General features: G+C 46.9%; 21 protein-coding genes. 10 read left to right on the top strand and 11 right to left on the bottom strand.

Going from position 1 to position 20464, the window contains the following annotated elements:
• Positions 1 to 117 precede the first annotated feature (117 nt).
• Genes plsY through H9I52_RS21655 form a run of 3 tightly spaced genes read left to right on the top strand, consistent with a single transcriptional unit; the run spans position 118 to position 2733 of the window.
• Complete coding sequence (gene plsY, locus H9I52_RS21665) at positions 118 to 756, top strand: glycerol-3-phosphate 1-O-acyltransferase PlsY (protein WP_187455598.1); 639 nt, start codon at positions 118 to 120, stop codon at positions 754 to 756.
• A 37-nt stretch (positions 757 to 793) separates the two neighbouring features.
• On the top strand, positions 794 to 1306 hold the full coding sequence (locus tag H9I52_RS21660; RefSeq protein ID WP_262386181.1) for a DUF2199 domain-containing protein: 513 nt from the start codon (positions 794 to 796) through the stop codon (positions 1304 to 1306).
• 59 nt (positions 1307 to 1365) lie between these two features.
• Positions 1366 to 2733, top strand: a complete 1368-nt coding sequence (locus tag H9I52_RS21655; protein ID WP_187455596.1) for a dipeptidase — start codon at positions 1366 to 1368, stop codon at positions 2731 to 2733.
• A gap of 43 nt (positions 2734 to 2776) precedes the next feature.
• On the opposite strand, the gene H9I52_RS21650 is transcribed toward H9I52_RS21655, so the two are convergent.
• The 5 genes from H9I52_RS21650 to H9I52_RS21630 form a co-directional block, all read right to left on the bottom strand.
• Positions 2777 to 3421: a porin family protein gene (locus H9I52_RS21650; protein ID WP_139514842.1), complete on the bottom strand. Its 645-nt coding sequence runs from the start codon at positions 3419 to 3421 to the stop codon at positions 2777 to 2779.
• Positions 3422 to 3611: 190 nt separating this feature from the next.
• Entirely contained in the window at positions 3612 to 4313 is a 702-nt protein-coding gene (locus H9I52_RS21645; RefSeq protein WP_139514841.1) for a porin family protein, read from the bottom strand.
• Positions 4314 to 4457: 144 nt separating this feature from the next.
• Positions 4458 to 5129 carry a porin family protein gene (locus H9I52_RS21640; protein WP_187455595.1) on the bottom strand — a complete coding sequence of 224 codons (672 nt, stop codon included), beginning with the start codon at positions 5127 to 5129 and terminating at the stop codon, positions 4458 to 4460.
• Positions 5130 to 5289: 160 nt separating this feature from the next.
• Positions 5290 to 6072 (bottom strand): porin family protein, encoded by a 783-nt coding sequence (locus H9I52_RS21635; protein WP_165699314.1) that lies wholly within the window; start codon positions 6070 to 6072, stop codon positions 5290 to 5292.
• Positions 6073 to 6213: 141 nt separating this feature from the next.
• Positions 6214 to 6960, bottom strand: coding sequence for a porin family protein (locus H9I52_RS21630; RefSeq protein WP_139514838.1), 747 nt, complete (start codon positions 6958 to 6960; stop codon positions 6214 to 6216).
• Between the two features lie 268 nt (positions 6961 to 7228).
• On the opposite strand from H9I52_RS21630, the gene H9I52_RS21625 reads away from it, so the two are divergent.
• Together H9I52_RS21625 and H9I52_RS21620 are read left to right on the top strand one after the other, a co-directional pair.
• Positions 7229 to 8362 carry an acyloxyacyl hydrolase gene (locus tag H9I52_RS21625; protein ID WP_187455594.1) on the top strand — a complete coding sequence of 378 codons (1134 nt, stop codon included), beginning with the start codon at positions 7229 to 7231 and terminating at the stop codon, positions 8360 to 8362.
• Between the two features lie 132 nt (positions 8363 to 8494).
• Positions 8495 to 9190, top strand: a complete 696-nt coding sequence (locus H9I52_RS21620; RefSeq protein ID WP_187455593.1) for a hypothetical protein — start codon at positions 8495 to 8497, stop codon at positions 9188 to 9190.
• A gap of 40 nt (positions 9191 to 9230) precedes the next feature.
• On the opposite strand, the gene H9I52_RS21615 is transcribed toward H9I52_RS21620, so the two are convergent.
• The 4 genes from H9I52_RS21615 to H9I52_RS21600 all read right to left on the bottom strand — a co-directional run bounded on the left by H9I52_RS21615 (position 9231) and on the right by H9I52_RS21600 (position 13317).
• Positions 9231 to 9365, bottom strand: a complete 135-nt coding sequence (locus tag H9I52_RS21615) for a 30S ribosomal protein THX (protein ID WP_139514835.1) — start codon at positions 9363 to 9365, stop codon at positions 9231 to 9233.
• A 62-nt stretch (positions 9366 to 9427) separates the two neighbouring features.
• Positions 9428 to 10477 carry a quinone-dependent dihydroorotate dehydrogenase gene (locus H9I52_RS21610; RefSeq protein WP_187455592.1) on the bottom strand — a complete coding sequence of 350 codons (1050 nt, stop codon included), beginning with the start codon at positions 10475 to 10477 and terminating at the stop codon, positions 9428 to 9430.
• Positions 10478 to 10579: 102 nt separating this feature from the next.
• Positions 10580 to 11518, bottom strand: coding sequence for a YifB family Mg chelatase-like AAA ATPase (locus H9I52_RS21605; RefSeq protein WP_316248065.1), 939 nt, complete (start codon positions 11516 to 11518; stop codon positions 10580 to 10582).
• Positions 11519 to 11709: 191 nt separating this feature from the next.
• A complete protein-coding gene (locus H9I52_RS21600) occupies positions 11710 to 13317 on the bottom strand; it encodes a hypothetical protein (RefSeq protein ID WP_187455591.1) in 1608 nt (535 codons plus the stop codon).
• Between the two features lie 350 nt (positions 13318 to 13667).
• Between H9I52_RS21600 and H9I52_RS21595 the strand changes: the two genes are divergently transcribed.
• The gene (locus H9I52_RS21595) at positions 13668 to 15260 is read left to right on the top strand and encodes an RNA-directed DNA polymerase (protein WP_187455590.1); all 1593 of its coding nucleotides are present in this window, start codon (positions 13668 to 13670) and stop codon (positions 15258 to 15260) included.
• Positions 15261 to 15405: 145 nt separating this feature from the next.
• Here the strand turns inward: H9I52_RS21595 and H9I52_RS21590 are convergent, their stop codons facing one another.
• Together H9I52_RS21590 and H9I52_RS21585 are read right to left on the bottom strand one after the other, a co-directional pair.
• Positions 15406 to 15786, bottom strand: coding sequence for an HIT family protein (locus tag H9I52_RS21590; protein ID WP_187455589.1), 381 nt, complete (start codon positions 15784 to 15786; stop codon positions 15406 to 15408).
• Entirely contained in the window at positions 15779 to 16792 is a 1014-nt protein-coding gene (locus tag H9I52_RS21585; RefSeq protein WP_187455588.1) for an HNH endonuclease, read from the bottom strand. Before H9I52_RS21585 ends, H9I52_RS21590 begins: the two co-directional genes overlap by 8 nt.
• 201 nt (positions 16793 to 16993) lie before the next feature.
• Between H9I52_RS21585 and H9I52_RS21580 the strand changes: the two genes are divergently transcribed.
• From H9I52_RS21580 to H9I52_RS21565, 4 genes are all read left to right on the top strand, one after another.
• On the top strand, positions 16994 to 17473 hold the full coding sequence (locus H9I52_RS21580) for a hypothetical protein (protein WP_187455587.1): 480 nt from the start codon (positions 16994 to 16996) through the stop codon (positions 17471 to 17473).
• Positions 17474 to 17503: 30 nt separating this feature from the next.
• On the top strand, positions 17504 to 18007 hold the full coding sequence (locus H9I52_RS21575) for a hypothetical protein (RefSeq protein WP_187455586.1): 504 nt from the start codon (positions 17504 to 17506) through the stop codon (positions 18005 to 18007).
• Between the two features lie 293 nt (positions 18008 to 18300).
• Positions 18301 to 19392 carry a hypothetical protein gene (locus tag H9I52_RS21570; RefSeq protein ID WP_187455585.1) on the top strand — a complete coding sequence of 364 codons (1092 nt, stop codon included), beginning with the start codon at positions 18301 to 18303 and terminating at the stop codon, positions 19390 to 19392.
• 240 nt (positions 19393 to 19632) lie between these two features.
• Positions 19633 to 20331, top strand: coding sequence for a hypothetical protein (locus H9I52_RS21565; protein WP_187455584.1), 699 nt, complete (start codon positions 19633 to 19635; stop codon positions 20329 to 20331).
• Positions 20332 to 20464: the final 133 nt, after the last annotated feature.

Here is a 20464-nt window from a genome sequence, read left to right as displayed (position 1 = left end):
GCCCGGCCTACGTGTAGGCCGGGCTTTTTGCTTCCTGCAAGGCAGCCTCAACAATTCATGGCCGCTCGCTGCGGAAGCCTCGTATATTTGACCGTATTGCTCAATCGCTATTTTCCCATGAATTTGCCCCTCGTACTTTGCCTGCTCGCGGCCGCTTACCTCATTGGTTCCATCCCAACGGCGTTGTGGGTGGGCCGCCGGTTTTTCGGCATCGACATTCGCGAACACGGCAGCGGTAATTCGGGGGCGACCAATACGTTTCGGGTGCTAGGCAAAAAGCCCGGTTCGGCCGTAATGGCTTTCGATGTGTTTAAGGGTTGGGCCGCTACCTCGCTGGCATCGGTGATGGTGAGTCAAGGAGCCATTCGGCCCGATCAGTTGCTGTATTTTCAGTTAGCCTGCGGGGTGCTGGCGGTACTAGGCCATATTTTCCCGATTTATGCGGGCTTCCGAGGCGGCAAAGGCGTGGCTACCTTATTGGGCATGATGCTGGCGATTGCGCCCGGCACAGTCGGGATTTGTTTGCTGATATTCTTGCTGGTGCTTTTTATATCGCGCTATGTATCACTGAGTTCTATGACGGCCGGTGTGGCGTTTGCGCTGCTGCAATTGCTGCCTCCTTTTCGGCCTGATAACTCCCTGCTGCTGGTATTTGGCTTTGTGCTGGCTGGCTTGCTGATTTATACTCACCGGGCTAATATCGGTCGCCTGCGTGCCGGGACAGAGAGCCGCGTGCCGTTGTTTGGGCGGAAGTAAGAAGCTTAATTCTTCTATTTAGTTGGGTACATTTTTTATGAGCTTCCACTGCGCTTGTTGCGGACAAATACATGAAGGTTTACCTGACATTGGCTCATCAGCTCCTTGGGCCATGTACACTATTCCGGAGGAAGAACGTGCAACGCGCGTCTGGTTGAAGCAAGATACTTGCGTCATTGATGACCAAGAGTTCTTTATTCGTGGCGTACTGGAAATCCCTGTACATGAGCAGGAGCAAACATTTGGTTTTGGAGTTTGGGTTAGTCAATCACAAGAACATTTCCTCAGTTATCAAGAATACCATAACACTGATGCAATCGGACCATATTTTGGATGGCTTTGCACCGAGATAAGCATGTTTTCTCCTACGCTCAGTCTTAAGACCATGGCTCATTTTCAGGGGAATGGCCAACGGCCCACTATTGAGCTAGAGCCTACAGATCATCCATTGGCAGTAGCACAGCGAGATGGAATAAGCTTAGAACGAGCGTGGGAGATTGTTCACGAATATGTTAAGCCTTCTAACCTTGGGGTTGAAAGCTCAGAATAGATTCCACTTTATTCTACTCTTACCTTTACCCCGCATTTCAACCTAACCCCACCGCCCGCATGGCTTCCTACCTCGAAGAAAACAAAGACCGTTTCCTAAGCGAATTGCTGGACTGGCTGCGTATCCCGTCCGTATCAGCCGACCCTAAGTTTCATGGCGACGTGCTGCGCGCCGCTGATTATTTGAAAGCTCGGCTGGAAGAGCTCGGCGTCGAAAACGTAGAGCTTTGCGAAACTGCCGGCAACCCCATCGTCTACGGCGACAAAATTGTGGACCCGGCGTTACCTACGGTGCTCGTCTACGGCCACTACGACGTACAGCCCGCCGATCCTTATGAGCTGTGGACTTCGCCGCCCTTCGAGCCGGTAATCAAAGACGGTAACATCTACGCGCGCGGTGCCTGCGACGACAAAGGCCAGGTGTACATGCACGTAAAGGCTTTCGAGGTGATGATGAAGGAAGGCGGCGTGCCGTGCAACGTCAAGTTCATGATTGAAGGCGAAGAGGAAATCGGCTCTAACAACCTCAACGTTTTCGTGCGCGAAAACAAGGAAAAGCTCAAGGCCGATGTCATTCTGATTTCTGATACCGGTATCCTGGCCAACGACACCCCCAGCATCGAAGTGGGCTTGCGCGGCCTGAGCTACCACGAGGTAGAAGTTACCGGCCCCAACCGCGACTTGCACTCGGGCCTGTACGGCGGTGCGGTGGCGAATCCTATTAATATTCTGTGCAAGATGATCGCGTCGTTGCACGACGAGAATAACCACATCACCATCCCCGGCTTCTACGACAACGTGCAGGAGCTTTCGGCCGAGGAGCGCGCCGAGATGGCCAAAGCGCCGCACTCCGACGAGGAATTCAAGCAAAGCATTGGCCTGCCTGATGTGTACGGCGAAAAGGGCTACAGCACCATCGAGCGCACCAGCATTCGGCCCACGCTCGACGTGAACGGCATTTGGGGCGGTTACACCGGCGAAGGCGCCAAAACCGTCATTGCCTCAAAGGCTTACGCCAAAATCTCGATGCGCCTAGTGCCCAACCAGACTTCGGAAGAGATCACGGAGAAATTCCAGAAGCACTTCGCAAGCTTGGTTCCTTCGGGGGCAACAGTGGTAGTGCGGCCCCACCACGGCGGTGAGCCTGTCGTAACCCCCACGGATTCAGTGGCTTACCAAGCGGCCTCCAAGGCCCTTGAAACTACCTTTGGCAAGAAGCCCATTCCGACGCGCGGCGGCGGCTCTATTCCGATTGTGGCCATGTTCAAGTCGGAGCTGGGTCTGGACTCGGTGCTGCTCGGCTTTGGCCTCGATTCGGATGCAATTCACTCGCCCAACGAGCACTACGGCGTGTTCAATTTCCTGAAAGGCATCGAGACCATCCCGCATTTTTACCGCAACTACGCGGCGCTAGAGGCTTCTAAGTAACTAATTGACTATCAATTATTTGTAAATAATAAAAAACCGGCGCTTACTTAGGCGCCGGTTTTTTTGTGTCTTCTTCAACCGCCGCCTTTTTACCGCCGAACAAGGCCGGAAAGCGGTAAGCGATGTAGAGTTGAATGGCGTTGTTGCGGCCTTTCGTCGTGACGACGCCATCGCCAAAATCAACGTCGCGGTAGACGTTGGTGAGCCCGCCGTTGTAGCGCCAGCCTACGCTAAAGCCGCCTGGGTCCTGGTAGCCAAAGCCCAGCACGTAGCCATAGTCCAAGGTGCGGAAGGGCGTGGGTGTCTTGGTCGTAAAGCCCGTATTATCTTGATAAGAAAGCAGATAGCCACCCTGCGGGCCCGCCTCAAAAAACACATCGTCTCGGGTGTATTTGAGCACGACGGGCACATCAATGTAGTACAGCCGCGCCCGAATAGACGGTCCGTAGCTGGTGGCTTGGTCGCCTTTCATCGAAAATAAGGCTTCCGGTTGCAGCGAAAAATTCTTGGTAATGCCCACGTTTGCGGTAATGCCGCCGTGGCCACCCACTTGCAGACTGCTCCCGACAATATCGCTACCGACGGCGTTGGTGAGGCTGCCGCCCAGTTTTAACCCCAATCGTACTCCTTGCCCGTACCCCACCGAGGCGAGGGTGGCCAGCAACAGGGTCAGCGTAACTTTCTTCACGTGCGGTTAAAGGTTAAAATGCCCAGGGAGCTATTTGCACAAAGTAACAGACGAGTAACTCTCGATGGGCGATATTATTTTTTTCTGGGCAAGTCCCACTATTAATGTGTTGATTATCAACAACAAACAAAAAGTCCTGACTTCTGCGGACAGAAGCCAGGACTTTGAATTTATGCGTTTCGCTTCGCGACTACTTGCTCGGAATCAGGTAGCCGAGCGAAAGTTGGAACGCCGAGTGCCGGGCGTTTTTCAGGTCGCCGTCGAAATAGGTACCGTTGTCGCTTTTTACGAAATCGCTGAAGGCACCCGTGTAGCGTAGGTTGAGGCTCAGGCCGTTATCGGCTTGGTAACCGATGCCCGCTGCGTAACCCAACTCGCTGCGCTTCAGGCCGCTAACGTCATTTTTGTTCTCTGCTTCCGACACCGAAGGCGTGCCGTTGGGCAAGCGTGTGGTGGTCGTTTTGGTTTCGTTGTTGGAGCTGAGCAAATACGAATACTGCGGGCCCGCTTCAAAAATCAGTCCGCCCGCGTTGATCTTCAGCAACACCGGTACATCGAGGTAGTTGTAGTTGACTTTGCCTTCGCGCTTTTGGGTGTAGCCTACGCCCAGAAGGGTGTTGGTGTACTCGGTAGGCTTATTTTCGAAGCCTTTCTGCGAATACAAGACTTCGGGCTGAATCGAGAGGAAGCCGTCGCCGGAAAGGTCGGCGTTTAGGATCACGCCGCCCATGAAGCCTACTTTGTTGTTGTAAGTATTTTCGTTTTGGATGTTACCGGTGAGGTTGGAGTAGTTAGCGCCGGCTCGCAGGCCCAAACGGACGCCCTGGGCGTGAGCCGAGGAGAAGGCAGCGGCTGAAAATAAGGTGGCTAAAACAACGGTGGTCTTTTTCATGAGTGCAGAAATAGTGTGGGTGAAAAAGGAATGCACAACGCGGCCAAAACGAAAAGTGTGCCAGTGCTGAGCTTACATGCCCCACACAAACGCAAAAAAGCCCTCAATCGATGTGGTTGAGGGCTTTTTTACTATGTAACGGGCTTATTTACTTGGAATTAAAAATCCGACGTAAGCCTGAAACACCTGGTTGCGTGCGTTGCGCAGGTCGTTGTTTTGGTAGCCGTCTTTGCTGAAATCGGTGAAGGCGCCGTTGTAGCGAATGCCGATCATGGGGCCGCTGTCAGCCTGGAAGCCCAAGCCCGCGGCGTAGCCCACTTCGAAGCGGTTTACGTTGTTGAGGTCGCGCTCGGAGGAGGTGTAAGACGTTTGTTGCCCGTTGACGTAGCGCTTCGAATCGTCTTTGACGTTGAGCAGGTAGCTAAATTGCGGCCCTGCCTCGAAGAAAAGCCCGCCCGCATTGATTTTGAGTAAAATGGGTAAATCGAGGTAGTTGTAGTTGGTTTTGCCCGTGAATTTTAGCGTGTTGCCTAGCAGGCTATATTCCTTGTCCTTGTTTTTAAAGCCTTTCTGTGAGTACAGCAGCTCCGGCTGAATTGAGAGGAAGCCATCGCCTACTAAGCCTGCATTGAGCAATAAGCCTCCGTGAAAACCGATTTTGTTTTGGAACCGATCTTCGTTGGTCAGATTGCCGGATAGATTGGAAAGATTAGCTCCCGCTTTAATGCCCAAGCGCAGGCCCTGTGCGTGTGCCGACAGCGAACAGAAGGAAGTGAGAGCCAAAAAAGCAGCTACGATAACAGAGAGTTTTTTCATGGTTTAACTAAGATTTTAATAAAAGAAGGACTTAACTCGTACCACATTGCACACCAGGCTGGTACTACTGCTTAAACGTATAATAGGCTGATAGTGATGTATTTGTATATCAAAAAAGCGGCGGCCAGTTACGGCCGCCGCTTTTTTGATATGCGATTGACTAGTTGCCTAACGGCAGCAGATAGCCTATTTGTAACATAAAGGCTCGGTTAAAGGCTTTGGGCTCGTTGCGGGCACTTACGTCCTTGGTATCGAGCAGCGATTTGAAGCCCTGGTTGTACCGAATGCCTAGGCTCAGCCCATTCGCGGACTGGTAACCAAGCCCAGCAATACCGCCGATGTCGAAGCTGGCCAAGTCCTCCTTCTGGTCACCGGAAGCTTTGTTGACGACTTCGTTGTCCTGCCCGGCGTATTTGTACGTCTGCTTGAAGTCCTGACTTGAGCGCGCCATGTAGCCGATCTGCGGCCCCAGCTCGAAATACAAGCCTGAGCCTCCGGGTGCCGTATTGATGCGCACCGGCAGTGGCAGATCGATATAGGTCAGCACCCGCCGCCGCTCGTACTTATACTTTTCAACGGTATAGCCCGAATCATCGGCCCGCGGGTCGTTTGCGGTTACCTGGGGGTTGGTTGCCAAAGCATTGGCATCGGTAATCACAAACTTGCGCTCGAAGCCTTTGCGGTTGACCAAAATTTCGGGAGCAAATGACCAGAAGCCGTCGCTGCTGATGGGCAGTTGGAGGGCGATGCCAGCGTTGAAGCTGAGCTTGTAATTGACATCGCCCCCGACGTCCACGCCGCCCACCTGCTTGATGTCCTTGCCACCAATGGTAGCATAGGTTGCACCGCCCCGAATGCCGATGCGGGCGCCGCCCGTGTCAGTCTGTGCCAGCGAAGCCTGAGCCGAAACCAGCGCGAGAGAGAGCAGAGCAAGTTTTTTCATAACTAGGTTGTTGTTTATTGCTTGCGTTATAATCGATTCCATAATCCTTTTCTAGCCACCCTTATGCAGGTATACTAGTACGGTTTATGCAAGCAAAAGGTGCCTAGTTGACTGGCAATCAAACAACTACCTTGGTTTTGCTTACTTGCCTAGTGGCAGGAGGTAGCCTAGCTGAAGCGTAAAAGCATTGTTGAAGGCTTTGGGCTCGTTGTCCTGGTTCTTGGTGTCTATCAGTGAGTTAAAGCCTCGGGCATAGCGCAAGCCTAGGCTCAGGCCGCCTTCAGTCTGATAGCCCAAACCAGCTACGCCAGCAATGTCGAACTGCGCGAGGTCGGATTTGTACGACTCGCCTTGCGCGATGCCGCTGTAGTCCTGGAAGCCCGAGCGCGATTCCACTTTGTCTTTGTTGCCGTCGGTGTATTTGGTGGTGGTTTGCTGCTTCGAGCGCGAGCCAAACAGGTAGCTTACCTGCGGACCCAACTCAAAAAACAGGCCCCCCGCATTAATTCGGGCCAACAGCGGCACATCAATGTAGTGCAGCACGCGCTGCTGCTCATATTCTACTTTGCTCACGCCCGCTGCCAAACCCGTGGTTTGTTGCGACTGAATCTCGTAGCCTTTGCGGTTGTAGAGAAGTTCAGGAGCAAAAGCAAAAAATCCGTCGCTGGTCAGCGGAATGGAAGCGGCAACGCCAGCGTTGTAGCCTAATTTGTAGTCGCCTAGTTTGGTGCTGTAGTTTGGCCCCGCGATCTGGTTTACGTTATCGCCCGAAATGTTGGAGTAAGTGCCACCGACTTTCAACCCAAGCCGGAATCCACCGGCATCTTGTGCTTGGGCAACGGAAGCCGTCATTAGGCCAGCAGTGGCCAATAGTGCAATTTTCTTCATGATGTAAGAGGTGTGTTAGACGCGTAAGAACAAGGCTTTCTTCAGTTTCAACCGCAAGCTTGTCCTTGATATTCAGCCCATCATACCGTAAAATGCAAGGAGATAGTTGCGAAAAGACCGATATTTAACTTTCTCGTGACGTTTGAACAACAGCCGAGTTTCCGCCAATCGTTAAAGCTTCAAGCTGTTAGCGTGCGCAAGCCGGACCGTGCGTTTCCATTTACTGTTTGGGTCTCTTCGGGTATTCTCGTAAGCCGTACTTCGCTTTATGCTCACCAACCTTCTGCTGTGTAAGTCGGGTTTTGTGAGAAGAATCGCCGGGCTAGTCGTGCCCCTTGCCAGTGCAATTTTGTCGGCGCACGCACAGCAGAACTCTGAGCGTTGGCCCGTAGTGGTAGGCGCGTACGCGCAGGGCAGCTTTATCATTGCCCATACGCCAGCCGTGAAGCATTTGGCCGTGTCGCATCCCACTGGTTTTGAGGTGAATATGCAGCGTCAAACCAACGGCTCCGCGCCGTGGCATGCGTGGTATCGATACCCGAAGGTGGGGCTGGCGCTGGTGTATTACGATTACCACAATCCGGTGCTGGGGCGCTCTTACGCCGCTACGGTTTACCTCAACAAGACCATCTGGCGCACCGCCCGGCAGGAAATGAATTTCCGGTTGGGCACCGGCCTCGCGTATTTCCCTATGGACTTCGACCAGCGTACCAACCACAAAAACACCATTGTCGGCTCGCATCTCAATGCTACGCTGCAAATGCGAGCCGAATACGATGTGGCTCTTAGCCAGCATGTTGGCTTGCTGATGGGCTTGGGTCTCAACCACTATTCCAACGGCGCGACTACCAAGCCCAATTTCGGTGTCAACCTGCCCACGCTGCTGCTGGGGCTTAACTACCATCAGCAGCGACCCGTGCAGCCGTTGCCCACTGGCCCGAATACGGAGCCCGTAGATATCGGGCATAACTTCCTGAATCTGAGTACCAGTGCGGGCTACAAGCAACGCAGCCAGTCAGACGGGCGCAAGTATTTGGTGCAGTCGGTGTCGGTAATGGCCGGGCGGCGGCTCAACCGCAAAAGCAACCTCGTACTCGGCGCTGAAGGTTTCTACGACCGCTCGTTGCTAGCCCAGCTCCGCGACAGCGCCCGCAGCGGCGAAAAGCTGCCCGATGTGAAAAAAGCTGGCGTTTTTATAGGCCACGAACTGCTTTTCGGCCGGCTGGCTTTCGTGTCACACCTGGGGTTTTACGTGTATAATCCTTACAAATCCAACAAGTTCTACTACGAGCGGCTGGGCCTCAAATACCACTTTGCCAAACACCTTTTCACCGACGTAGATCTGAAGGTTCACCGAGGTTCCGCCGACGTGATCGAGTGGCGCGTGGGCGTAAAGCTATAACAGTCACGTACGCTTCAACCGCCGCTTTCGACAGCTGAGCAGGTAGATGCGGCGTTTCGGTAGAAAGAAGTAGCGCGCCACATGCTTATTGTGCATCTTTCAGTAGATCAATCATTTACACAAGAGTACGTTATGGAAACCTTCTTGCTGGCCAATCGCTGGCTGCACATCACGGCCGGCTTTATCGGATTTTTTGTGGCCCCAGTCGCGCTGCTGGTCCGCAAAGGCGGGCCCGCCCACCGTCTGTGGGGCAAGGTGTTTTTCTGGGCTATGGTGGTAGCGGGTTCGTCGGCTATTGTGGCCGCCAGCCTGAAGGGCATGACGTTTCTGCTGCTGACCGGTGTTTTCAGCTTGTATCTGGCGTGGTTTGGGTATCGGTCGCTGTACCTCAAGCGCTTAGGCGAGGGGCAACAACCCGCTTGGTACGACTGGGCCGTGTTGGCGCTTGGCGGCCTGATCTTCGCCGGTACCGTGAGCTATGGCCTACTCGGGCGCAACGTGGTTTCGCTGCTATTCGGCAGCATTGGGCTTATGTTGGTAGTGCGCCAGCTGCGCGGCTACCTGCGCAAAGGGCCGTGGCCGACGGGCCAATGGTTGCTCAACCACATGTCGGGATTTGTGGGCTCGTACGTGGCCGCCGTATCGGCTTTTTCAGCTACCAGCCTGAAGTTTATTCCCTTCCCGATCAATTTCCTGTGGCCCACTTTCGTGATGATCCCTCTACTGATGTGGGCCCAACGCAGTTACCGGCAAAAGTTTAAGCAAGGCCAGCGCCCCACAGAGGTAGTAGAGGTCCGAATTGGTACCGCAGAGCCAATACTTGGTTGAAAGGCTGCGAAAGCCAACGCCTCACGGCGGCGACGGAAGCTTATTTCTTGTCTTCGGCCGGTTTGGAAGCGGGCGCCGGCGCCGGATTATGCTTTTTGCTTTCGTGCTTGCGGCGGTTGCCGTACGAGCCGTTGCTGAGTTTGCCTTTGCGCGTTTTGATGTCTCCTTTTCCCATGGTCGTAAGTGCTCGTTACAGGATGGATGATATCTTTAAGATACGCAGTAAAGGGCTTATTATCAATGTGCTGTGTGATGGGTTTCTGCGGCCAACGCCTGATTAATTCGCTTCACCAGCGCCGGTCCTTCGTACACAAACCCCGTGTAAAGCTGCACCAGTGATGCGCCGGCAGCCAGCTTTTCCTGCGCGTCACGGGCCGATGCAATGCCACCCACCCCAATAATCGGCAGCGCGCCGTCGGAGTGGCGATGCAGGTACCGAATAACCTCCGTAGCCCTCTCTCGCAGCGGCCGTCCGCTGAGCCCACCGGCCCCAGCCTGCTCGACCGTAGCCGGCGCTGTTTGCAGACCTTCCCGGCCTATGGTGGTATTGGTAGCTACTAGACCGCTTAACTGCGTTTCCTTCGCAATGAGCAGAATATCAGATAGTTGGAAATCGGACAAATCAGGCGCGATCTTGAGCAGCAGGGGCCGTGGTTTGGGTTTGGCAAGGTTGCGTTCCTGCACCTGCTGAAGCAGTTGAATCAGGGGTTCACGTTCCTGCAACTGCCTCAGGTTTGGAGTGTTAGGCGAGCTTACGTTCACCACAAAATAATCCACGACTTCGTGCAGCGCATCCACGCAGGCCATGTAATCGGCGGCAGCTTGCTCGTTGGGTGTGTCTTTGTTCTTGCCAATGTTGCCGCCGATAATCATGGTGCTGCGGCGCCTGCGAAGCCGAGCGGCCGCCGCCGCTGCTCCCTCGTTGTTGAAGCCCATGCGGTTGATCAGCGCTTCGTCGGCGGGCAAGCGAAACAGGCGCGGGGCGGGGTTACCGGGCTGCGGCCGCGGCGTGACGGTGCCAATCTCCACAAACCCAAAGCCCAAGGTCGCCAGTTCGTCGGTGAACTCGGCGTTCTTATCGAGCCCTGCCGCCAAACCTACTGGGTTTCTGAATTTTAGCCCGAATACTTCCCGCTCTAGCACCGGATTAGCGTAGTCGTACAGGCTGCGCATCAGCGCCGTCATGCCCGGCACCTGCCGCATTCGTCTCAAATTGTCGAACACCACATGGTGCGCCTTTTCAGGCTCTAACTGAAACAACAGCGGTTTGAGCAGTGACTTATACACTTCGTGCAAGGAGGAAAGTAGAGTGAAAAACGAAGAATTTTACTTCAATGCAAGTATTTGATTGTCAATATATTGTACTCTTACATCTAATTTCCATTTCGTTTACCCAGCCCAGCCTTCGCGGTCGAGAGAACGGTACTGAATGGCTTCGGCTAGGTGCTCAATGCGGATGTTTTCGCTGCCCGCCAGGTCGGCGATGGTGCGGGACACTTTCAGAATGCGGTCGTAAGCCCGCGCCGACAGCCCCAGCCGCTCCATCGCCGTTTTGAGCAGCGTCCGGCCCGCTTCGGTAATCTGGCAGATGTCTTTCACCATTTGTGAAGGCATCATGGCGTTAGAATGAATATCGGGAAACTCTTGAAAACGAGCGGTTTGCACTTGCCTCGCTTTCTCAACCCTCTGCTGAATGTCGGCGCTGGTTTCGGAGCGGCGCGTTTCGGTCATTTGGTCAAAAGTGACCGGTGTTACCTCCACGTGCAGGTCAATGCGATCAAGCAACGGCCCACTTACTTTGTTTAGGTAGCGCTGCACTACACCGGGCCCGCACACGCATTCCTTCTCCGGGTGGTTGTAATAGCCGCAGGGGCACGGATTCATGGAGGCAATCAGCATGAAATTCGAGGGAAAATCGATGCTCACTTTCGCCCGCGAAATGGTCACGCGGCGTTCTTCCAAGGGCTGCCGCATCACCTCCAATACGGTGCGCTTAAACTCCGGTAGTTCATCCAAAAACAGCACGCCGTTGTGTGCCAGCGAGATTTCGCCCGGCTGCGGATTACCGCCTCCGCCCACCAGTGCCACGTCGGAAATGGTGTGGTGTGGCGAGCGAAACGGGCGCGTGCTCAGCAAAGAAGCGTTGGCGCCCAACTTGCCCGCCACCGAATGAATTTTGGTGGTTTCCAGGGCTTCCTGCATGTTCAGAACGGGCAGAATGCTGGGTAGCCGCTTGGCCAACATGGTTTTGCCAGCGCCGGGAGGGCCGATCATAATTAAAGTAGTCCGTATCACCGAAAATAGGCCTCTACGTGACCGTTTAACCACTTTTGTGTTAACACAGGTTACGTCTGGGTTACTGTTCACGTTTAGTTTAGCTCTATTGTTGAGCAACAACAAGATGACATTCTGATGCAAGTTAGGTGTCTAATCATAGAGATGAGTGCCGTTTAGCTTGCGTTCCTATAAATTAGAACATCAATTAAACTATGTAGTACTTCTTGAATCCTAGCATACCTTTATCTTTTACCTAGCTTTCGGAAAGCTTGGATGAATTGATAAATAAGATACGCAATAAAAATTCTGCTTAATCCTTCCCACCCTCTAGCTAGCGAAAGCCTTTGAGCTGAAAATGCTTCATGCAAGGAGTCTGGTATATAATCAGTTTTATGAACTGGATTTAAATATTCAAAAATGTAAGAAATTAACTTAATAAATAGATGGATATCTACTTCTTTAAAGGGTAGGATAATTGAAAATCCTAAGGTATAGCAATAAATTGAATAGGATATTATGGTGAATAATAGTAAGCTGAATAGACCCCTTTTCCAGCTTTGTCCATGATTAGTTGAATATTTATTTAAAGTTAAATTGAATTTTTCCCACGGATCTTGTTTAAATGATAATGTATTATAATATGCATTCATTTCTTTTGAAAAAAAGAAGTGATATCCTACGCTATCGCCTCTGCTCTCATGAATCTTTTTTATTTGGCTATATCCAAAACGCATTTCTTCGGGTGAAATACTTTCAATATTCTCAGGCAACATTGTACCCGATAAAAAAACATCTGCTATTTTGGAGCTCTCAAACCTAAAATTACTTGGATATATTCGGCAGTTTATAAATGTCAATTTGCCCAAATCGGAGTGAGCTATTGTTAATTGACTTTTGTTATTCATTCTTATATTGTTAAGAGTTGTCATTCCATAATTGATTATATTATTGAATGACAATTTAATTAGATCTAGATTATTTATTCTGATAATAGCATCTTTATTGATGTAAGAATTGCTAAATTCAATTGTTTTAATATTGGTGTCTTTTATAAGTATATTCGCTTTGCCTAATTGTTGAATATTAATATTGTCTATTATCAAAGGTTCGTAATATTTTACTATTCCTCCTTGTGTATAGTGATTTTTTGATCCATCAATAGAAATATCTTTCAAGCCTTCACTAGATAAGAGTATATTTATAAACCTGCCTGAAGACATGTACATCTTTTCTATATTAGATAAACCATAAATCATTAAGTTCGAGAAATTTCCTCCCTGAAAGTATAAACCAGATATTAAGCAATCATTGGGCCCTGCGCCACCTACTATTCTAAAGGTACCATAATTGCCTTCAGCGATAAAAAGGCCATTAACTTTAATGCCTGAAAGATATATTTCCCTGAATGTTCCATTCTTAATTGATAATGACTTTTTGAATTCTGCGTTTGCTACATATAATGAATCAAAATTTCCGCCTGTGATATAGCTATCTTCCTCAATTAGTCCATCTAGATAGAGGCTTTTAAAGTTACCGCCTTTTATATCTATACGTGTAGGCGGCTTTAATTGTATATTTGTTAATGATAGAGTATTAAAACGTCCTGCCGTTATTGTTATCCCATCTATTATTGAGTTGGATATGTATATTGAATACTTGCACTCAAAATCTTCATTTAGAATAATTTTAGGCAATATTGCATCCCTAATGATAATAGCGGCTTGTGGACCTGACTCAGTATACATGGTTTGATAGAAGCTCTTGTAATCGGAATCTTCAATAAGGTCGCCTCGCATTAATTTTATGTAATCAATGCTTGTGAATTCATGTCTTGGTGTTTTATCTATCATTCTTTTAAATTTTATTAGGAAATTTAAATAGTATTAATATTTTTCTAAACTAATTATCATCTTCCTGATTGGTTACAGTTATATGTTGACTTTATTGCTGTAAATAATTTAGCCGTAATAGGAGTTGATTGCTGATAGTTTATATATTGTGTTCGTTTATCTGGGTAGTTGTAAATTTATTGTATCAGATGATAAATTTATTAACATACTCCCTGTTTATAGTGTGATTGAATAATAACATTCCTTAGTGCATTAGTGTAAAGGTTGATTCCAAAGTAAAGAATACTTCATAATTAACGAAACAGGTGGATCTACAAAGACTTCTTTCACATGGGTACTTTCCAAGGGAATTGCCGCCCCTTTTTACTACTGAAAAATTTGCCAAAAAAATTTCTTTAGTAGATAAGGAGTGGGAAGCTGTCAATCGTGCTTGGCCTAAGGATGATAAGAAAAAGCTTCATAAATATTTAGAAACGCGATGCGTAGATTATAATGTCCCTAAGGGCGGTTTGAGATTTAGCAGAAGGAACTTAAGTGTGCCTAATCCTCTTAGCCAGTGGCATTTATCTCAGTGTATATCAGAGTCTTGGCCTGAGCTTAGCATATACTTCTCCTCGGCTGCTTCAGCAAGCCTTCCAATATATACACCAAAAGGTCTTAGAAGTATCAGAACAAAATTGACGTATGGAGAATTCAGACGTTCTGGTATACTTGATTCTTATGGTAAGATTTATGAAATAAAAACAGACATAGCAAAATACTTTGCCTCAATATATACTCATTCTATTGCTTGGGCGCTGCACACTAAATCTATTGCTAAGGAGAAAAGGGAAGATTATAATCTATTAGGTAATAAATTAGATAGATATATAAGGCGGTGCCAATCAGGGCAAACAATGGGTATTCCTATTGGGCCTGATACTTCAGTAATTATATCTGAAATTATTGGTTGCTGGATTGATTCTGAGTTCTCCAAGCGAATATCTGATTACGTTGGTTACAGATATGTAGATGATTTTATTCTCTATTTTTCTAATAAGCAACAAGCCGAAAAGGCTATAAGAGTATTGCAAGAAATATTCACTTCGCTAAGTTTAGAAATGAATGATTCTAAAACTTATATAAAGAGGTCACCTCATTTTATTGATAATGGTTGGGCTTATGCAGTATCTAATTACGTCTTTTCAAAAGAAGACAGGAGACAAAATGCTGATATAGTACAATTTTTTGACTTAGCTTTTAAATATGCCATTAATTTCCCTGTTGATAATGTGATGAAATATGCTGTTAATGTTATTAGTAATTTATCTATCAGTGCTTCTAATTGGCAATTGTATGAATCGTTATTAATGAAAACTGTAATTACTGAACCGACTACAATAAAAGAATTTTCTATCATCATGTTCCGCAATCGGGGTAGGGTGTCAATACATAAATTAAAAGAAGTTATTTATATTATGCTAGAGGAGCACATTTATAAAGGGCATTCATTTGAGGTCGGGTGGGCTCTTTGGCTTACATACATGTTTCAAATAAAAATATCTGATAAGGTTGCAAATTCATTGTTTCTGTTGCAAGACGCAACAGTATTAATACAAAGTTTGTATTTAAAGGAAAAAGGGCTTATTTCCAATTATATTGATATTAGTCCTATTTTGTATTTTTTTGATAGAAATGCATTGAATAATGAATTTTGGTTATTAGTTTATGAAGCTATATTGAATAAATGGGTGCCGTCAGAATACGAAAAAATAGTTAACGACCACCCTTTTTTTTCAATATTGAAAAAAAATGATGTTTCATTTATCAATAAGTCAATTTTACCAGGAAAGAGGTCAATAGAACAATTTGGAGAAGAAGAATATATAGGCATGAAGGAAAATCTATATGCGGATAACGAATTAGATTTATTGGCTCAGATTGAAATAAATAGTTATTTTTGAAAAAAATAAAATCTTCAATATTATATTCAATTAGCAAATAATAGCTGTGGGATTTTAAATTCTTATTAAAATGTTATGTGGATATTTCGTTGTGGTTCATTCAAGGCTAGTTGAATGCACGCCATCACTTTAAATATTTAATTTATTAGAAATTATAATAACCGCTCCCGGCTACGCAATGCCGTACGCCACCACTCGGGTCGTCCATGTCTCCAGTATAGCGTGGAATAACATGACAATGAAAATGAAAAACAGTTTGGCCTGCTGCTGCTCCGCAATTCATTCCCAAATTGTAGCCATGGGGCTGGTACATTTTTTCAATGTGGGATTTGACGAGTTCTATGACCTGCGGTAAGGCAAGCTGTTCATCTTTGGTCAGCTCAAAAAAGTCTTGCCGCAGTTGCTTAGAGATAATCAGAGCATGGCCTAGACTTACCGGGTAGCGGTCCCAAATGACGAAAAATTGTTGTGTTTCCAGCACGTACTCGGCTGGCGAGATACGCTGAAAGACTGTCGGTTCAGCCATTGTTAAGCACAGTGATAAACTTGCGGAAGAACGGATCTGTGGCCGGGTTATAGGCCGCTGTACCACCCCAATAGTTGGGCCCCATAACCATCTTTACGTTGTCATAATGCCTGCGCAGCGTTTTGGCTCGCTGGGTGCCAGTGGTCCCTAGTTCCCGTTCAATGCGCGCCTTCCACGGGTGGTTGCTGCCCATGATGTTTTCGTTGCGCTGAATGAGCTTATGTATGTAATGTTCCCCCACCAGCTTGTCGCTTTTGCTCGTGTTGCAGTAACTGTGGGCCAATACCAAGTTCCAGATCTCGTCGTGGTTTAGCACTTGCCGGGGCAGCACGTGGTCTACGTGCACATCGCCGGTGGGAATGGCTTCCCCGCAGTAAAAGCAGGCATTGCCTTGGTAGCCTTCCAAAAAAGGAATGTTGGTCGTCAAGCTGGTGCGCTGGTAACCGTTGATTAGGTAGATGTCGCGAAGGTCATTCTGCAAGGAAGAGTGATCGTGCACCATTTTAAAAGCCCCCTCCAGCAAATTCCAGCGGCTCTCTAACTGGGTGCGCAGGCTGGTTTGCTGCGCCGACTGCGCCACGGCCAGCAAAGTATCCGTTAAGGTAAGGGAATGACCCTCACGGTACTGGTAGAACTTGCCCCGTGCGAGCTCCTTGTTGTTACCAATGGTCTGGAAGCGCGGAATGACGTCGCTGAAGGCCGTGCGGGCGACTTCTGCTACGGCTTGGCTGTATTCCAGGCTGCCGTGCAGGTAGCGGCGCACAATGCGCTCCATCACCGTCAGGCGGGTAGGGTTGCCTTGCTGGGGCAGCGTCACAGGACCCAACAACCGCGCCACGTAGTTATCAAAGTAGGTCTTCGCCAGTACTTCCCAGGGCACAAAAGCTTCCCCCTGCTGACCTAAGTCTAACAACGTTTTACCCAGAGCCATTTTGTAAGTCGCGCTGTTCAGGCCATACAGCACAATAGCGGCCCAATATTCTTCATCGGTGAATGTAGTAGTCATAATGGCCTGGCCTATAAGTACTGCAAATAAAGCAGATGTTTTGCTGCTGACGCACCAATATCACCTTCTGTTTCTAAGCAGAGTAGGTGGAGTATATTTATATAGCCTGAACTTGGAAAATTTAAATTTTAGTCTCTTTTCTTTCGGCTGACCTCCTTTACCTTTGCCACCCCAATAAGTGATTTATAAAACAAGAGCGCTATGGAGACTACCAGTATAAATGCTTTTGAAAAAGCTAGAACAGGACTGTGGGTAAGTCTGCAGAAGCATTTGAGCGCGGTATATGAAGCAGAGACATCTTGCATGAATGCAGTAGCCTTTGCTGAGACATTTCCCTTTTCAACCGCAACTGTTGACGCTGCCATCTTGGAGGAATACTGGAAGCAGCGGGATACGATGCGTGACCTCTACAGTGACGAAACAGCACAACTTGACACGTTGGTAAAGGCCATTCGGGTAAAAGGTTACTCAGAGGAGGAAAAGAAACAGTTGCACCTGTTGATCCTCGGCTACATGGACATTGCTGCCTCGGTGTTTGAGCTGCTCAGTACGCACGTTCCGGTCAAGCTACCGAAGGACGACGAGCTAGAAGAAACAGCTGCCAAGTTTGAAAGGATCAAACGGTTTGTGCGCTTGAATATCAAAGGGCTTCCAAGTTTATTAATCTCTTTTCCGACTTAAAATGCCGTTTTTCATCCTTCACTTTAGCTTATGAGTAACACCTCTACAAAATCAACATCTGGGCGGGCCTTCGGCGTCACTTTATGTGCCATTATCAGCATTGCCTTAGCGCTTATCTTATATGACTATATTAGGGACTGGGGCTACTCGCACTCTTCTTACGAATCAAGCTACGGAGTAGAAAGTTATAGCCGCCCTAAGACGGCTGCCGAACTACGAGCTGAACTGCTAGAGCGGGAGCGAGAGAACCCCACCGAATATCTAGATACCTCAGGTAAGTATTGGCGTAATTTGATTAACGAATTAGTCGTAGAAGGAGATGTCTTAAATACGGCCACAATGGCCAAATTCAAAGATCCTGAAATTACCGTCAACTGGTATTCCAAAACGGGGACCCAAATAGGAAGTAAGACTTATACCAAGTATGAGTTTCTGCGGCCAAATCATAGCGTGCATTTCAAATACAAGATGTACGCGCCCTCGGAAGTTGTATCCGTCGCTATTGGTGTTACTGACGCTAAAGCCTCACAGTAGCCTTGCTTGGAAAGAAGCTAATTCCTATCAAAAGCCCCAACATTATTTGTTGGGGCTTTTTGTTGTATTAGTTGTGTGTACTTGGGCAAAACTGTTGCATACCGCACTACACAAAGGTTACCACGCTCAATTGCTCTTATGCTGGTAAAAATAACAACTTTAACTCGTAAAGCTGTCGAGTCTTCACATGCCATATAAGTTTACAGAAGATATTTGATATCTTAACGACATTGAGATAGAGCATAAAGTGTTAACTGATAATTTATATGATATTATTTTAATGCAAAGGGAGTATGAATACAATAGAACTGGTATTGCTGCTAGCAGGTGTGGGTTACCTTTTTATAGAGAAATTTTTTAGGACGAATAAAGGAGAAGAATCTCAATTTAATAAGTCAACGCTTATAGGAAAAATATTGTCAATTTTATCTGTCTCTGTAGCAATAGTTTCAGTAATAGTAAGTTATAGTAAAGGGGTTGCAGAAGATATTAATAGAAATAACGAGAGGATTGCAAATAAGCTTAAGTCTCAAAGGGATAGTATTAAAGCAATAAACGATAGTATTATGATTGTAGTGGTGCAAAATAAAAGTGATTCAATAAAACATGAACAAGAATTAGCTAAAAAATATATGCTTAAACAATATAGTTTAGATACAGTGTCTTTCAATAAAATGACAAAAAGTTTTGAAAAGTCATTTTCTAATAATTTGAAATTGATGCATAAGATAGAAGACAACTATAATGAAATGGTTGCTTTTAAGCAAGGTTTAATCAATCCATTAGATACAAGTAATATGTCAATTTCATTTGTAATTAAATTGACAGTAAATAATATTAATCAATTTGATGCTTTGATTGATTCGTGTAAAAAAGCTAATGTAAATGTTTATCTGAATGAAAATATATTAGAACAGCATGAAGACCTGTCCAATATATTTAATAAAATGAGTATTGATATAAAAGATGGCTTTTCATTATTATATGTCAATTTTGAAAAAAAAGGCAAGGAGTTGGGTGGATTCAAATGTGACTTTGCAGACAGGATTGATTCTGCATGTTACTTAAGTAATGTATGGATAGAAAAAAGTGGAAATTTATATATTAGAATAGTTAACCCTTTGAAGCAAGATATCAAATTGCACAACCTATCTTATTATGATTTAAATCAAAGTGTTTGTTTTTTTTGGTTTCAGGGCAATGTAAAATCAAGATTAGATGATTATATAAAAATTAATCAATTTAACATAAAACCAGTATTTGAAAAATTTGAAATTAATAATAACAAAAATAAGGCGCAATCATTTATGACTTATAAGTATTGGTATCAAAACCCTCGTGAAATATATACGACTCTAAAGTATGTTAATTATTTTGACAATTAGGAAGTGTGCTGCTTTTAACTTTTCTATCTTCCTTGGAAGAAATTAAATCTATATAAGTGGTTAATTTAGGTGTATAGTAAAAATATTTATTTTTATAGGTAATACATTGCCTAAACTAACTCGCACGGGTGGAATAATTTAGAAAGGTCGCCTTTGCTGATTCTAAGTCACGGTTAGTAAGCAATAAAGGTGGGATGCGCTGTTCTGAGCCCAGAAACATAGCTATCTCTGCGGAGTTGTGTGAGTTTTACTGCTAAGTGTATATTGTTGCGTTTATTGAAATTAAGAACAGTAATGAGCTATTCCATAGCTAACCGCCGCTATAGGCAAATACAGACGCGCAGTTTTGAAAGGTTACTTGATTTGTTTTTAACGGCTCATTACCTGCGTAATCCTGATCCCTCGCTACCTACGGCGACTGTTGAAAGCTTCAGAGTCTTTGTGCCTACAGACAAGGAGCGTAGTGCTTACTTAAAATCTTGGCAGTCACCAACACTTACTAATCTGGTAGAGGGCAGTGCCATTCGCGAAATAGATGACGCTATAAAAAATTGGCGAAAGCTTCACGCTGCGGAATTGTTGCCTGCTTTCAAAGCCCACGCTAATAAAAGCTATTGTATTGGTGAGGAGGCATTTCAAGCTCTCTACGGGCAGGATTCTGAGAAAAGAGCCTGCTTTTACTGCGGAATAAATGAGGCAGATGTTACGCGGTTGATTGAGAATCGCTTGCTTTATACAAAGCGTCTTGGCACAAGAGGCCGGCGCATGGAAGTTGACTGCAAAGTTCCGCAGTTAGGGTACGTACCTGATAATGTGGCTCTCTGCTGTTACTGGTGCAATAATGCCAAAAGCGACGAGTTTACAGAAGCCGAATTCATGCCCGTAGCGCAAGGATTTAAACAAGTCTGGAAGCAGAGGCTCAGCGAATGCAAAGTGTAGCACTGAGTGCTTATTAGTGCCCGTCACTTATCGTAGCGCTGGCTGCTTGAATGAAGCAAATTTGACGCAACGCTCTAAGTAGCCTTTGGTACGTGCTTGCTTTGCTACCGGTAGCACGGCTACGGCCTCCTCC

Origin of the sequence: Hymenobacter sp. BT491 (assembly GCF_014349165.1) — a bacterium.
Classification (GTDB): domain Bacteria; phylum Bacteroidota; class Bacteroidia; order Cytophagales; family Hymenobacteraceae; genus Hymenobacter; species Hymenobacter jejuensis.
Note: the sequence above shows the minus strand (reverse complement) of the source record. Positions and strands in the feature narration are given on the sequence as shown.

Bases quoted from the DNA above. Each gene is read 5' to 3' on its own strand.
- plsY (WP_187455598.1), top strand. From the start codon at position 118: ATGAATTTGCCCCTCGTACTTTGCCTGCTCGCGGCCGCTTACCTCATT.
- H9I52_RS21660 (WP_262386181.1), top strand. From the start codon at position 794: ATGAGCTTCCACTGCGCTTGTTGCGGACAAATACATGAAGGTTTACCT.
- H9I52_RS21655 (WP_187455596.1), top strand. From the start codon at position 1,366: ATGGCTTCCTACCTCGAAGAAAACAAAGACCGTTTCCTAAGCGAATTG.
- H9I52_RS21645 (WP_139514841.1), bottom strand. From the start codon at position 4,313: ATGAAAAAGACCACCGTTGTTTTAGCCACCTTATTTTCAGCCGCTGCC.
- H9I52_RS21640 (WP_187455595.1), bottom strand. From the start codon at position 5,129: ATGAAAAAACTCTCTGTTATCGTAGCTGCTTTTTTGGCTCTCACTTCC.
- H9I52_RS21635 (WP_165699314.1), bottom strand. From the start codon at position 6,072: ATGAAAAAACTTGCTCTGCTCTCTCTCGCGCTGGTTTCGGCTCAGGCT.
- H9I52_RS21630 (WP_139514838.1), bottom strand. From the start codon at position 6,960: ATGAAGAAAATTGCACTATTGGCCACTGCTGGCCTAATGACGGCTTCC.
- H9I52_RS21625 (WP_187455594.1), top strand. From the start codon at position 7,229: ATGCTCACCAACCTTCTGCTGTGTAAGTCGGGTTTTGTGAGAAGAATC.
- H9I52_RS21620 (WP_187455593.1), top strand. From the start codon at position 8,495: ATGGAAACCTTCTTGCTGGCCAATCGCTGGCTGCACATCACGGCCGGC.
- H9I52_RS21615 (WP_139514835.1), bottom strand. From the start codon at position 9,365: ATGGGAAAAGGAGACATCAAAACGCGCAAAGGCAAACTCAGCAACGGC.
- H9I52_RS21600 (WP_187455591.1), bottom strand. From the start codon at position 13,317: ATGATAGATAAAACACCAAGACATGAATTCACAAGCATTGATTACATA.
- H9I52_RS21590 (WP_187455589.1), bottom strand. From the start codon at position 15,786: ATGGCTGAACCGACAGTCTTTCAGCGTATCTCGCCAGCCGAGTACGTG.
- H9I52_RS21585 (WP_187455588.1), bottom strand. From the start codon at position 16,792: ATGACTACTACATTCACCGATGAAGAATATTGGGCCGCTATTGTGCTG.
- H9I52_RS21580 (WP_187455587.1), top strand. From the start codon at position 16,994: ATGGAGACTACCAGTATAAATGCTTTTGAAAAAGCTAGAACAGGACTG.
- H9I52_RS21575 (WP_187455586.1), top strand. From the start codon at position 17,504: ATGAGTAACACCTCTACAAAATCAACATCTGGGCGGGCCTTCGGCGTC.
- H9I52_RS21570 (WP_187455585.1), top strand. From the start codon at position 18,301: ATGAATACAATAGAACTGGTATTGCTGCTAGCAGGTGTGGGTTACCTT.